Below are 13,401 nucleotides of genomic sequence, written 5' to 3' on the forward strand. Positions count from 1 at the left end.
AGGATGGAATCTATGTTTGCGTTTACCCTATTTGTGCTTTTTGTTTTTTTTATTCTCTACAAGTTATTACTTATTGTCCCTATGCGAGAAGTTAATGTTATTGAGCGTTTAGGTAAGTTTCGTGCAGTGCTACAACCCGGGTTTCATTTCTTAATCCCTTTCTTCGACAGAGTGGCCTATAAGCATGAAATTCGTGAACAGGTGCTCGACGTGCCGCCTCAAAGCTGTATCTCAAAAGATAACACTCAATTGGAAGTTGATGGCCTAGTCTACCTCAAGGTGATGGATGGCAAGTTTGCCAGTTATGGTATCGAAGATTATCGACGCGCAGCAGTTAACTTAGCGCAAACCACCATGCGTTCTGAAATTGGTAAATTATCCCTAAGCCAGACCTTTTCCGAGCGAGATAGTCTCAATGAGTCGATTGTCCGAGAGATCGATAAGGCGTCAGACCCGTGGGGGATCAAAGTACTCAGATATGAGATTAAAAATATCACTCCGTCCAGACACGTGATCCACACGTTAGAGAAGCAGATGGAAGCTGAGCGCAGTAAGCGTGCAGAGATCACCTTAGCGAATGCGGAAAAAGCGGCGATGATCAACTTATCTGAAGGGGAGCGACAAGAAGCGATTAATATCTCAGAGGGTCAAAAGCAGAAGCGTATCAATGAAGCTAAAGGTACGGCGCAAGAGATCAGTATTGTTGCTAAGGCTAAAGCCGAGGGTATGGAGCTAGTCTCCGCTGCACTGGCAGTAAATGGTGGTATTGAAGCGATGAATATGCAGCTTAAAGAGCAGTTTATTGGCCAGATAGGCAAGATACTCGAAGAGGCCGATGTCTCGGTTGTGCCGGCTGAAATGGCAAAGTTAGAAGGTTTTTTTGAAGGGATGGAACAGGTTACTCAAACAGTGAAAGGAGGTCGCTCATGATTGCAGGAATAGATACGGATCTTATCGTTTTAGGGATCTGGGCACTGATCTTTGCCGTTTTCATTATTAAGCTGTTTCAATCGATTCGCTTGGTACCAACCAAGTCGGCCTATATTGTTGAACGATTAGGTAAGTACCACTTAACATTAGATGCAGGTTTTCATGCCTTAGTACCTTTTGTCGACAAGGTCTCTTACATTCATGATTTGAAAGAGGAGACGATTGATGTGCCGCCTCAAGAGTGTTTCTCAAGTGATGAGGTCAATGTCGAAGTTGATGGTGTGATCTATATTTCAGTCGTCGATCCCGTGAAGGCAAGTTATGGCGTTACTGATTACCGCTACGCGGCGATTCAGCTAGCACAGACGACAACACGCTCGGTTATTGGTACGCTCGATCTCGATCGCACCTTTGAAGAACGTGATGTCATTAGTGCCAAGGTCGTTGAGGTATTAGATCAGGCTGGTGCTACGTGGGGCATTCGGGTTCATCGCTATGAAATTAAAAACATCACTCCTCCAGATACGGTCAAAAATGCCATGGAGATGCAAGTGAATGCTGAGCGTGAACGCCGTGCATTACTCGCAAAGAGTGAAGGGGATAAGCAGAGTAAAATAAATCGCTCTGAAGGTCTTAAGGCCGAAATGGTGAACATATCTGAAGGTGAGATGCAGCGTAGAATCAATGAGGCTGAAGGTAAGGGGGAAGAGCTGCTTACCATAGCGCGCGCTACTGCCGAGTCGATTGAGCGAATGGCCGAAGTTATCTCGGCGCCAGGTGGTCAAAACGTGATGCGAATGCAATTAGGTGCTCAATACCTCAAGCAGCTGGATGGTTTAAGTAACCGTGCCAGTAAGATTGTGTTACCAGGTAATATGATGGACTTCGATCATTGGATGGATAGCATTGGCTTGAAGGAAGAAAAGCCAAAGAGTTAATGGCTGGCACTTGATGAACGATTGATATTTTAAATGACGCACTGAGTTTTTTGGGCGTCATTTTTTATTGAAAGGTCGAGTCTTGTGTAAGGTCATGATGATTTGATGATTTTAATATTGCACTGAGGTTGTGGATTAGACAGTAGCAATTTGACTACTGAGTCTGGTTCACTAAAGAAAAATCCTTGGGCATAATCGCAGTTGATATGCTTGAGGTAGTCGAGTTGAGCGGCAGTTTCTACCCCTTCAGCCACGACACGTATACCTAAAGCATGAGCCATAGCAATCATGGCTAGAATGAGCTCCTTGTTGGCAGTTCCTTTCTCGATGTCATTGATAAAAGTACGATCTATTTTCAGTACATTAAATGGATAAGTCCTGAGGTAATTGAGTGAAGAATAGCCTGTGCCGAAATCATCCATGGCAATAGAAAATCCAGCCTGGCTCAAGCTCCCTAGTGCTTCGGTGATGTAATCATGACCGCTGAGTAAAACACCTTCGGTAATTTCAAGTTCAATCTCTTTAGCTGACAGCTCGGACTGATTGACTTCATCTATGATGAAGGACACCAGATCTGGGTCCCTAAATTGGCAAGGAGAGAGGTTGATGGCAATTCTAAATGGACTAGCATGCTTCTTCTTCCATAAGCTTGTAGCCACTATTGCTTGCTGAAATACAAACTTACCAAGTGGAATTATCACGCCAGTTTGTTCGGCAATAGGAATAAATTCATCAGGCGATATCTTACCAAGTGCTGGATTTGACCAGCGTAGTAAGGCTTCGGCTCCCATGATGAGGTTGTGATTGATATCAACTTGAGTTTGATAATAAACCGTAAACTCGCCACGCTCTAATGCTCCATGGATCTGCTCTTCAATTGCCAGTCGTCTGGAAACCTCTTTATTCATCTTGTCGGTGAAATATGAGTAAGTATTTCTGCCTTGCTCCTTGGCGTGGTACATGGCGGAATCTGCATTTCGTAGTAATTCGGAAGCCGTTTGACCATCGGCTGGGTAAATCGATATACCAATACTGGCGGTCAGTACCAATTCTCGGACTCCCACGATAAAAGGCTTTCTAAAGCTATTTATAAGGTGCTCAGCGACCGGTCTAACATCGGTCGCTAACTTGAGCCCATGCAGTAATATAATGAACTCATCACCGCCTAAACGACCTACAGTGTCACCATTACGAATAGAGGTGCGTAAGCGTTCAGCGGCTTCGATAAGGAGTTTATCGCCCGTTTCATGGCCGAGAGAATCGTTGATTTTTTTAAAATCATCTAAATCGAGAAACAACACCGCGATATTCTCGTTTGAGCGTTCGCTCTCTTCTAACATTTGCGATAAACGCTCTAAGGCCAGAAAGCGATTTGGTAGATCTGTCAGTGTGTCATAGTGAGCCTGATGCCGTATCAGTTCAGCGGCTTTCTCTCTATCAGTAGTATCGAGAAAGGTCACGACAGCACCAATCGTCTTTCCTTCTCGTTCAATGGGGTATGACCAATACTCAGAAGTGAACCCTGTACCATCTGCTCGCCATAATTTTTCTGCATCAACGTGGACACCTTCGCTTGAACTCAGTACACCATATATGGGGCAATCTTCCAGTTTATAGGGGGTGAAATCAGCATGTTTATAATGAATAAGATCATGCATATTCTTGCCTAACAACTGATCGATATCGGTATATCCCAATATATTGATACAGGTTGGATTGGCAAAGATGCAATTGCCATTGAGATCAATACCGTAGATTGCTTCTGCCGTGGAGTTAAGAATATCCGTCATCAGATGTTTTTGCTCTAAAATGGCTAATTCCGCTTTTTGACTGAGTTCGAATCTTTCTTCAAGTTGAATCGCCATATCGTTAAATGACCGACCGAGTAGTGCTATTTCTCCCTGACCTTGTATTTGGCAGCGGGCTTTTAGCTGACCTTTGGCTAAGTCATTAGAGCTATTAACTAAGTTCTGAATTGGGCGAGTGACAAATAAGTTGAGAAATAGGCTAATTGTTGTCATTGCTATCAGCAAAAGTAGGCCTATAGGTATGCTAAATAGACTCACATTAGACCAAATTTGTGATTGTTCAGGCGTCAAATCATAAATGACAAAAATACCCCCAGTTTGGGTTGGACGAATTTCATCGGGGGAGCGGGCAAGAATTAGCGGGTAGTATGCCGTTATGCTATGGCCATCTTTCGATAGCCGAATGTCCATCTGCTTGTTTTTTTGTATCTGAATAAAACGTTTTATTTCAAATTGAGGAAGTATCACGTGTGCCATCATTCCCTTGATGGCAAATCTTGTTGAGTGGAGTATTTTTCCATTCTCGTCGAGTGAAATTAAGACTTTATAACGTGTGTTGACCCCTCTTGCTGACAGTGATTGTCCCGCTTCTAATAGTCTGTTATGGCTGATCTGTTTTTCCATCTGTCGCTGCAATGCTGAGATATCTTTGCGAATAAAGTTCAAGCTCGAATTGATAAGTTCAGATTCAAGGTCTTGATAGACTTGTAGGACAACAAACCCGCCTAGTGAAAAGAAGGTGAATAAAATAAATCCAGGTAACCAGAGTTTTAACGAAAGCGTTCTAATCCCTTTCATGGTGATACCTTTAAGGTAAACTGGTCTGTGCCTATCGCCTTTACTGATACTTCATGGCTAAGTAGCTTTCGTTGACGCATAAAGCTTGATAAATCGGTGGCAATCTCCTCGAGTTTAGAGCTTTCACCTCTTAATAAATCTATGTTTTCAGCCAAGCTAGGAAGGTGAAGGCCTTCATAGCTCGCGAGTATTGCAGAGGGAGTCAGTCTCATTCTGTCTTTCATTAATTCTGCAGCAGCTAAAGGTTGCTGATTAAAGTAATCAATGGCTTTGAAATAGCCGCTAATGAGCTGGTTGAGTGCCCTAGGGTGTGACTCCAACGTTTTTGTATGCACAGCAAGCACGTCGATAATTCTGCCCGGTATTTGGCTGCTATCGAATAGTTGATTGGCCCCTAGTGCCAGTATGCTTGTTCTATTGGGCTCAAAGGTTACCACAGCATCAGCGTGTAAATAACAGAATTGGTGCTCATCGAATGAGCAGGCAATGATATTGACATCTTCGGCGCTAAGGTTAGCGGCTTGCAAGGCTCCATTAAGTAAAATCGCGCCTACGGCAGTATATTCAACGGCGATATTTTTTCCTTTTAACTCAGCTAACGAAGAGATGTCAGGCTTACTGAGTAGCACATCGCCACCGTTTGAGAAATCCATGACGAGTATCACCTTTAAGTCGTAGCCATCTTCCATCACGGTGAGCACTTCATCTAAGGTCAGGGCCGCCCCTTCTATAGTATGGTTTCGCAGGGCATGAATGACCTCTGATGCAGAGGTCATTTCGACTAAATTGACTTGGGTGTTATCAAAATGACCAAGGTTTCTGGCTAAATAAAGTGGCTCATATCCAGGCCAAGTGTTACTTGCAATACGAAGAGGTGATTCTTGTGCTGGTTGGCAAGCTGTAAGAATAAGGGTGAGCGTTAATAAACCAAGGAGGCGGAAATAGGGGATGAGGCCTACTAACTGATGAGGACAAGCTAGCAAATGAGCACGTAGAGATACGTGTAAACCAGTAAAAGAAGCGTTCATGCAATTTACCATCCTATAGTCCATTACAAAGCCTAGTAATTCTACGTACTAGCTCGTTAACACAGCATCAGATGCGCTAAAGCTCGCCTTTCAGGAGTATTTTTGGCCGCCTACTTCTTCGTTGAATAGCTTCACAAGGGAATAACCATTCCATCACCTATTCAGCTTGAATTAGTTTGCCAAAAATAACTCTGAGTAGATCACTTTCTTATACTGATTGGTATTAAGTATAGTTGATAAAATCTCATGGTATGAGCAGATATAAGTGCTGATCCAGATCAGCAAAATTATCACTAGATATCACTAGATATCGCTAGTTAGTGCGCTTCTAGGTAAGATAACCCTTCTTTTTTATCCCATTACTAAGGTATATCAATGACAATTGAACGTATGGAAACTGGCGCACGTATGAGCCGCATCGTTAAGCACAACGGCACTATCTATTTATGTGGTCAGGTGTGTAAAGATGCCGAGCAAGGGATCACTGAGCAGACGCAGTCTATGCTGGATAAAGTCGATGCCTTGCTTGAGCAAGCGGGCAGTGATCGTGAACATATTTTATCGGCAACTATTTATGTGAAAGATATGAGCTATTTTGCCGAAATGAATGCTGTCTGGGATGCTTGGGTCGCAGAAGGGCATGCACCAGCTCGAGCCTGTGTTGCGGCTAAGATGGCAAGAGAAGCGCTTCTAGTAGAGATTTCGGTTGTCGCAGCAGAGAAAGTTTAAAACAAGGTTTGAGTTCCTAGGAGCGAGGAAGAGAGTAAAGCCAAGATGATGGCCTTTGGCCTGTCGCTTCGCAGACGGCTGCGCTTGTTCGACGGGCATTGCCCTAGAGAAGCTGTAGAAGGTTCTTTTGCGCTAACAGCGAAGCGTCCTTGTCTTAGCCCCTAGGATCTAGTCCCCTGCTCCTGCTATACTACTTGCTTGATTTTTTGGAGGCAAGAATGGACGTATCTTCTTTACTAGACGGCCTGAATGATAAACAGCGTGAAGCCGTAGGGGCACCTCAAACCAGTATGTTGGTCTTGGCGGGTGCAGGTAGTGGCAAAACTCGGGTATTGACCCATAGAATTGCCTGGCTGATGCAGGTCGAACAGCAGAGTCCATATTCAATTCTAGCGGTAACCTTCACCAACAAAGCGGCGGCAGAGATGCGCGAGCGGGTGGAGAAGGTGAGCGGCAGTAATATGGGTCGTATGTGGATCGGTACTTTCCACGGATTAGCACATCGCTTGCTACGTACTCATTACAAAGACGTGAACTTGCCTCAAACGTTTCAGATCATCGATTCAGATGATCAGCTGCGTTTAATTAAACGCATCCTAAAAAGCCTTCACTTAGACGAGAAGCAATATCCCCCTCGTCAGGCTCAGGGCTATATCAATGGCAAGAAAGATCAGGGACTAAGACCTAAGCATATTGATGCGGGTGGTTTCCCAATAGAGCAGAACCTGTTGCAGATCTATCAGGTTTACCAAGAGTCTTGCGATCGTGCTGGCTTGGTCGACTTTGCAGAAATCTTACTGCGTGCTCATGAGCTTTGGCTCAACAAGCCGCATGTGCTGCAGCATTATCAGGATAGATTTAAACACATTCTGGTGGACGAATTCCAAGATACTAACGCGATTCAGTATGCCTGGATCCGCGTATTGGCTGGCGAGTCCGCTAATGTGATGATCGTCGGCGATGATGACCAATCTATTTACGGTTGGCGTGGTGCCCAAGTTGAAAATCTACATAAATTTTTAGATGATTTTCCTAAAGCAAACACCATTCGTCTAGAACAAAACTATCGCTCAACCGGCCATATTCTCAAAGCGTCTAACGAACTCATCGCCAATAACCCCGATCGTCTGGGTAAAAAGCTATGGACCGATGATAAAGACGGTGAGAAAATATCTATTTACTGCGCATTCAATGAGATGGATGAAGCCAGATTTATCGTGGGTCGTATCAACGATTGGCATGAAATGGGCGGAGATCTGAGTAACTGCGCCATCTTGTACCGCTCTAATGCTCAGTCGCGAGTGCTTGAAGAAGCCTTGCTACATAAGGGCTTAGCTTATCGAATTTATGGCGGTTTGAGGTTCTTCGAACGCCAAGAGATTAAAGATGCCATGAGCTATCTGCGTCTCATCAACAATAAAGATGATGATGCGGCTTTCGAGCGAGTGGTTAATACCCCAACTCGTGGGATCGGTGGGCGTACTCTAGATATATTACGCGCCACGGCTAAGCAACAAGAGTTGACGCTATGGCAAACCTGTTTACGTGCTCTCGAAGAGAAGTTACTTAACGGACGCGCGGCGAATGCAGTGCGTGGCTTTATGGACTTGATTGTTGAGATGCAACAAGACACCACAGAGATGAGCTTACATCGTACGACCGATCACGTGGTCCGCGAGTCGGGTCTCAAGGCGATGTATGAAGCAGAAAAAGGTGAGAAAGCACGTTCACGAGTCGAAAACCTCGACGAGCTAGTGACCGCAGCGCGCACCTTTATCATGCCTGAAGATATTGAGGAGATGGGCGAGCTCAGTGCTTTCCTATCCCACGCTGCGTTGGAAGCAGGTGAAGGACAAGCCGATGCATTTACCGATGCCGTGCAGTTAATGACCTTGCATTCTGCCAAGGGTCTCGAGTTTCCAGTGGTGTTTATGTCCGGTGTTGAGGAGGGGATCTTCCCGAGTCAGATGGCCATGGATGAAGGGGACAGGCTCGATGAAGAGCGTCGTCTCTGTTATGTCGGCATGACTCGTGCGATGGAGAAACTCTATATCACCTATGCAGAGACGCGTCGGATATATGGCCGAGAAAACTTTGCTAGGCCGTCACGTTTCATCAAAGAGATCCCGGAGCAGCATGTCGAAGAGATCAGATTAAAGGCCAAAGTCAGTGCACCGCAAAGAGCGAGCAAGTCTGTCGTACGCAGTCGCAGTATCGTGGTAAATCAGTCAGGCTTCCGGGTTGGTCAGAGCGTATCACATTCCAAATTTGGTGAAGGTAAGGTGACCGATACCGAGGGAAGTGGTCCACAGGCACGAGTGCAAGTTGATTTTCACGATGTTGGTAGTAAGTGGTTAGTGGTGGCTTATGCCAAGCTGGAAACAAGCTAGAAAGCGCTTGAATCCTTGTATGTGTCAGTCATAATGCCTATAGAATTTAGTGTGTCTAGTTGAATAAAGGCCAGAGTCGTATTAGGAGAGCCTAAAATATGAGCGTTTTGAAAGAAAAGCTAAATATTTATCTGCGTCTTGCTCGGATGGATAGACCTATAGGCACCTTGCTGCTGTTATGGCCATGTTTAATGGCACTGATTTTAGCCGCTGGTGGCATGCCTGATCTTAAGGTGTTGGTGATCTTTATTGTTGGTGTTGTGGTCATGCGTGCGTGTGGCTGCATCATTAATGACTATGCCGATCGCGATCTGGATTCACATGTAGAAAGAACAAAGTCGCGGCCGATAGCGAGCGGTGAGGTGTCGAGCAAAGAGGCGCTCCTGCTATTTGTGGTTATGGGCTTGTGTGCGTTTGCCTTAGTCTTGATGCTAAATCCGCTGGTGGTTAAATTGTCAGTGGTGGGCATCATACTGACGATTATCTACCCCTTTACCAAGCGCTTTACTCATATGCCGCAGATGTTTCTCGGTATCGTGTGGAGTTGGTCGATCCCTATGGCCTATGCCGCGCAAACTGGCAGCGTACCAGCCGAAGCCTGGTGGCTATTTGCCGCTAACTGGTGTTGGACAGTGGCTTATGACACCATGTATGCCATGGTCGATCGTGAAGATGATTTAAAGGTCGGCATCAAGTCTACCGCCATCTTATTTGGCAAATATGACAGACAGATCATCGGCTTATTTCAACTAGCCGCATTGGCTTGTTTTATCACAGCAGGTTGGGCCGCGGATCGTGGTCTGGTTTATGGTTTAGGTATTATCACCTTCATCGGTTTTAGCCTTTATCAGCAACGACTCATTTTTGCTCGTGAACGGGCGCCTTGTTTTAAGGCGTTTCTTAATAATAACTGGGCTGGTCTGGTGCTGTTCATTACCTTAGGCGCTGATTACTTAATCTAGCATCCGGTAGGACATTGAGCTTCCTCGCTTAATGTCCATATTATCGATTTTCCCCTCTCAAATTTTCATCCCCAATCTATACTTATCAATGTAACTCACCTCGCCTTGCTATGGTGACTTTCATCGTTTTGACATCTCGTCATATTAAGCTCCTCGCTAATGGCTGTAGCTCACCGCAGTCATTGATATTTGAGCCGCTTATATCGTGAGTGATACTGCAAGAAGTAAATGGATTTAGTTGGATCATACGGAGGGGAACATGGCCTATTCAGCGACGGCTTTCGAAGCAGGAGAGTGGCAAGTCTTCGAGCTTATCTTGGCTGCAGGTGTCGCTGGACTCATTATTTTCTGGTTGATCTTAACGCGTTTCAAGCGTCAGGGATTCATCTCATGGAGTTTGCTGATCTTGGTGTGTATCGGTATGACAAGCCTATGTGTGCATAGTCGGTTAAATGCCATGCAGCTGGATAGTTTACTGTCCCGTGGGAAAAGCATAGAGATTATCGATGGTGAGTTTCATTATGGAGCTTACCATTTTCCTTATACGGCAAAGCACGGTATCGATTATCGAGAAATAAGTTTAGATGGTCGAAAGCTCAAGCTCTATCATTCTGGCTACCTGCCAAATAGGCGTTGTTACCGCGACTTTTATAGTGATAACCATTTCAAAGATGATGTGAAACTACGACTCTATATTCATTGGTTTGACAATGATTATCAGTTTAAGCAGCAAACATTCATACTTAAGGTACCCTGCATTATTAAGATTGAGCAGATCAATCGTGGCGGCAATAATCCACTTGTCAGTCATATCTAGCAAAGTCGGCTTCCTCGTTTCCTCGTTTCCTCGTTCCTAAAAAATGATATAACATAGTGTCAACATCTTCTCGCAAGGAGCCTTTATGAGGCGTAGCGTAAAATTCAGACTCATCTTTTTGCTGAGTGCCATAGTCTGTTATTCATTAGGTTTTCAATTTCTGCCACAGAGCTTGGAGGCTGCTTATAGCCAGATCTTACTTGTTGGATTTTCTACGCTCTACTTCATTTTGCTGCCGTTTATTTATTGGTTTTGCATCATCAAGGTGGGTGAACAGAGACTTTGGAAGATGCTGCTGATATTGAGCTTGAGTAGCTTGATGGCTAGGTTTAGTTTTCCTGTTGAAATCGCCATGTATTTCGAGTTTATAGCCTGGCTGCGTTACCCAATTATTGCGGTGTTATTGGCTTTTCAGCTATTTTTGATGACAAGTATTATCAAGGCGCTTTGGCAAGCAAGAAGTCTGTCTGGGGACCCTAGAGTCCATATCTTAGATACCTATCAAGAACAAGATGATAAGAAGCGCTCTCTGGCCTTAGTCATGGCCTCTGAGCCTGCGAGCTGGTATTACGCTATTCCTTATTTGTCACGTAAACATGTCAGCGCTATCACCTGTTTAGCATTGCGCTCAGCGTCCAGATGGCATTGGTTGTTGATGGCTCTGGGAACGTTTGTCTTAGCCGCCGTCGTTTTTATGCTCATCTCCCCCTGGAGTGAGTTGGTGGCTATCATAGTGGCCAGTTTTATCAGTTACAGTGTGGTAATGGTCACTGCTAATTACAGAATATCCCGTTATTTCTCTGTCTACGGACATGCAGATAAGTTGATTATTAACAACAGTGTTTGGGGCTTTATTTCGATAAACATTGAGGATATAGACAGTGTTGAATTAGACCGTTATTTAAGAAAGGACGACAAAGAGGGATTGCACTTTGGTTATGGTGACAGCAGTAATATCAAGCTGAGCTTTAATCGACCCCAGACCTATTTCGGTGGCCTAGGTCAGCTTACCGAGCAAGTCGATGTTATCGACATGCAGGTAGCGGAGCCGCAAGTGTTGGCTGAATTTATTGATAAACACTTAGCTAAACATGCCACAAGAGATTTAGCTGATCAGGGGAGAAAGGTGCAAGATACACAAGATATCCCACTAAGTGTGATGACCTAGAAGTGTCATTTGCTCTGAGTCATGCGTCTTAAGCATAAATCTTTACGATTTGTCACTGTTCATTAAGTACGACTCTCGGTAGGTTAACGGTTACAGCAAACGAACTACAAGGACAGTTATGACATTGGCATTAACGCAGTTAGGTGAAGATATTTGGGCCCACGAAGATACGATGCCGTTAGGGGGAACACAGTTAAGGTTACGCATGACTGTGGTTAAACTGGCTTGTGGTGGATTATGGCTGCACACGCCGACAAAACTGAGTACTGAGTTACAGGCTGCTATCGATCAACTTGGTCTGGTCCGCTATCTGGTGGGCCCGAGTAATGGCCATAATATTTGGCTAAATGACTGGCAGTCAGCCTATCCCAAGGCAACATTGTATGTCAGTGGCGGCATACCGAAAAAAATCACCATCGCCAATTATCAGCTGCTCGATGAGCATTTCGACAATATCTGGAGTGAAGACTTCGATAGGCAATATATGCCAGGGGTCAACTTCTTCAATGAATCGGTATTCTTTCATAAGAAATCGAAATCCTTGTTAGTCACAGATTTGATTCAAAACCACAGCGATGCTTGTCCATCGGGTTTTGCTGGCCTAATGACAAAGTGCGTATTTAGGCCTCTTGGCTTTAAAGATCATTGTATCGCTCCGCCTTTGAAAATGGGTTTTACCATCAAGGATAAATCGGCATTTGCACAATTTATCAATAATATAAAAGCATGGAATTTTGATAAAATCGTGGTCACCCATGGGGATGTGATTAGCCAAAACGCTAAATTAGAATTTTCCCGTTTAGTCGAAAGGTTTGTGAGCTAGTTGTGAGCTATTTTTGAATTAGTTGTTTACGTTTTTTGTGATTTCTAGCCATGCTATTTGCTATGCAATCGAGTAACCTTCTCACTTTATATTCTAGGTATGTAGAGCATAGATGAACAAACATTTCGAAGGTCGCTATGAAGTCGAACTCAAGTATCGATTAGCGAATAGATCGCAATTTTTGGCTTTGTTAGCGAGTAAAAATCCTGAGGTGATGCACGAAGATAATCTGGAGCATGATACCTATTTTGACTTGCCAGACGCGAGTTTATCAAGCCAAAACAAATCAGTGTGTATCCGAGAGATACAACCATCAGGCATCATGCTGTGGATCGTCAAAGGGCCAGAAGCCGATCGCTGTGAAGCCGTCAATATCAATCATGTAGCCAAAGCCAGAAGCATGCTCAGTACCATGGGCTATCAGCAAGTCTTGGAAGTCAAAAAGCTGCGCAGCATCTATTTTCTCGGCAAGTTCCATCTCACTGTAGATACACTAGAAGGTTTAGGAGAGTTTGCCGAGTTGGCCATCATGACTGAAGATGAATCCAAGTTGGAACTGTATCGAGAGGAACTTCTCTCTCTCGCCGCAGAGTTAGGCTTGTCGGCGGAACAATTGGAATCCCGCAGTTATCGTGAGTTACAGAGTGATCTGGAGTCATCAAGCTAGGCTTGAATCTTATAATTAGACTACGTCTAATAACTAAAGTCGTGGGTCTTCAACCCACACCCGACCAAGGAGGACTGCTCGTCCTTATCCTCCTTGGATCCACCATGACGCCCCGGCGAAGTTGTCTTCCTTCGGTCTCCCTTGAAAATAGCTAACGCTTCCGATGGGGCGTCCAAGCCCCCCGAAAGCTAGCCTCACATCCATGTGAGTCTTACGCTATTTTCTGCGGCTCCCTACGGCAACTTCCAACGGGGGATTATTGAACCAGCAGGCTATCAGAAAGGTTCTAGTGCACAAGAATCGAAAGGTTATTCTATGTTGAGAATAGTAAATTTGAATGGAG

At 44.6% G+C, this 13,401-nt stretch carries 11 protein-coding genes; 9 read left to right on the forward strand and 2 right to left on the reverse strand.

Annotated features, from left to right (window positions below; translation table 11 throughout):
- Nucleotides 1–12: 12 nt before the first annotated feature.
- Entirely contained in the window at nt 13–930 is a 918-nt protein-coding gene (locus FM038_RS02140; protein ID WP_142871742.1) for an SPFH domain-containing protein, read from the forward strand.
- Nucleotides 927–1,868 carry an SPFH domain-containing protein gene (locus FM038_RS02145; protein WP_142871743.1) on the forward strand — a complete coding sequence of 314 codons (942 nt, stop codon included), beginning with the start codon at nt 927–929 and terminating at the stop codon, nt 1,866–1,868. The genes FM038_RS02140 and FM038_RS02145 overlap by 4 nt, the downstream gene beginning before the upstream one ends.
- A 92-nt stretch (nt 1,869–1,960) precedes the next feature.
- Here the strand turns inward: FM038_RS02145 and FM038_RS02150 are convergent, their stop codons facing one another.
- Nucleotides 1,961–4,474, reverse strand: a complete 2,514-nt coding sequence (locus tag FM038_RS02150) for a bifunctional diguanylate cyclase/phosphodiesterase (protein ID WP_185965735.1) — start codon at nt 4,472–4,474, stop codon at nt 1,961–1,963.
- Nucleotides 4,471–5,502: an ABC transporter substrate-binding protein gene (locus FM038_RS02155; RefSeq protein WP_185965736.1), complete on the reverse strand. Its 1,032-nt coding sequence runs from the start codon at nt 5,500–5,502 to the stop codon at nt 4,471–4,473. The genes FM038_RS02150 and FM038_RS02155 overlap by 4 nt, the downstream gene beginning before the upstream one ends.
- A gap of 375 nt (nt 5,503–5,877) precedes the next feature.
- Here FM038_RS02155 and FM038_RS02160 point away from each other — a divergent pair, with 375 nt between their 5' ends.
- From FM038_RS02160 to cyaB, 7 genes are all read left to right on the forward strand, one after another.
- A complete protein-coding gene (locus FM038_RS02160; RefSeq protein WP_142871745.1) occupies nt 5,878–6,231 on the forward strand; it encodes a RidA family protein in 354 nt (117 codons plus the stop codon).
- A 218-nt stretch (nt 6,232–6,449) separates the two neighbouring features.
- Complete coding sequence (gene uvrD / locus FM038_RS02165) at nt 6,450–8,621, forward strand: DNA helicase II (RefSeq protein WP_142871746.1); 2,172 nt, start codon at nt 6,450–6,452, stop codon at nt 8,619–8,621.
- Nucleotides 8,622–8,719: 98 nt separating this feature from the next.
- A complete protein-coding gene (ubiA, locus tag FM038_RS02170; protein ID WP_142871747.1) occupies nt 8,720–9,583 on the forward strand; it encodes a 4-hydroxybenzoate octaprenyltransferase in 864 nt (287 codons plus the stop codon).
- A gap of 259 nt (nt 9,584–9,842) precedes the next feature.
- Nucleotides 9,843–10,400 carry a hypothetical protein gene (locus tag FM038_RS02175; RefSeq protein ID WP_142871748.1) on the forward strand — a complete coding sequence of 186 codons (558 nt, stop codon included), beginning with the start codon at nt 9,843–9,845 and terminating at the stop codon, nt 10,398–10,400.
- 85 nt (nt 10,401–10,485) lie between these two features.
- Nucleotides 10,486–11,568: a hypothetical protein gene (locus FM038_RS02180; RefSeq protein ID WP_142871749.1), complete on the forward strand. Its 1,083-nt coding sequence runs from the start codon at nt 10,486–10,488 to the stop codon at nt 11,566–11,568.
- A gap of 118 nt (nt 11,569–11,686) precedes the next feature.
- Nucleotides 11,687–12,391, forward strand: coding sequence for a DUF4336 domain-containing protein (locus FM038_RS02185; RefSeq protein ID WP_223292981.1), 705 nt, complete (start codon nt 11,687–11,689; stop codon nt 12,389–12,391).
- Nucleotides 12,392–12,503: 112 nt separating this feature from the next.
- Complete coding sequence (gene cyaB, locus FM038_RS02190; protein WP_142871750.1) at nt 12,504–13,058, forward strand: class IV adenylate cyclase; 555 nt, start codon at nt 12,504–12,506, stop codon at nt 13,056–13,058.
- Nucleotides 13,059–13,401: the final 343 nt, after the last annotated feature.

Source organism: Shewanella eurypsychrophilus (genome assembly GCF_007004545.3).
In the GTDB taxonomy this organism is placed as follows: Bacteria; Pseudomonadota; Gammaproteobacteria; order Enterobacterales; family Shewanellaceae; genus Shewanella; species Shewanella eurypsychrophilus.

Bases quoted from the DNA above. Each gene is read 5' to 3' on its own strand.
- FM038_RS02155 (WP_185965736.1), bottom strand. From the start codon at position 5,502: ATGAACGCTTCTTTTACTGGTTTACACGTATCTCTACGTGCTCATTTG.
- FM038_RS02160 (WP_142871745.1), top strand. From the start codon at position 5,878: ATGACAATTGAACGTATGGAAACTGGCGCACGTATGAGCCGCATCGTT.
- FM038_RS02140 (WP_142871742.1), top strand. From the start codon at position 13: ATGTTTGCGTTTACCCTATTTGTGCTTTTTGTTTTTTTTATTCTCTAC.
- ubiA (WP_142871747.1), top strand. From the start codon at position 8,720: ATGAGCGTTTTGAAAGAAAAGCTAAATATTTATCTGCGTCTTGCTCGG.
- FM038_RS02145 (WP_142871743.1), top strand. From the start codon at position 927: ATGATTGCAGGAATAGATACGGATCTTATCGTTTTAGGGATCTGGGCA.
- FM038_RS02150 (WP_185965735.1), bottom strand. From the start codon at position 4,474: ATGAAAGGGATTAGAACGCTTTCGTTAAAACTCTGGTTACCTGGATTT.
- cyaB (WP_142871750.1), top strand. From the start codon at position 12,504: ATGAACAAACATTTCGAAGGTCGCTATGAAGTCGAACTCAAGTATCGA.
- FM038_RS02185 (WP_223292981.1), top strand. From the start codon at position 11,687: ATGACATTGGCATTAACGCAGTTAGGTGAAGATATTTGGGCCCACGAA.
- FM038_RS02180 (WP_142871749.1), top strand. From the start codon at position 10,486: ATGAGGCGTAGCGTAAAATTCAGACTCATCTTTTTGCTGAGTGCCATA.
- uvrD (WP_142871746.1), top strand. From the start codon at position 6,450: ATGGACGTATCTTCTTTACTAGACGGCCTGAATGATAAACAGCGTGAA.
- FM038_RS02175 (WP_142871748.1), top strand. From the start codon at position 9,843: ATGGCCTATTCAGCGACGGCTTTCGAAGCAGGAGAGTGGCAAGTCTTC.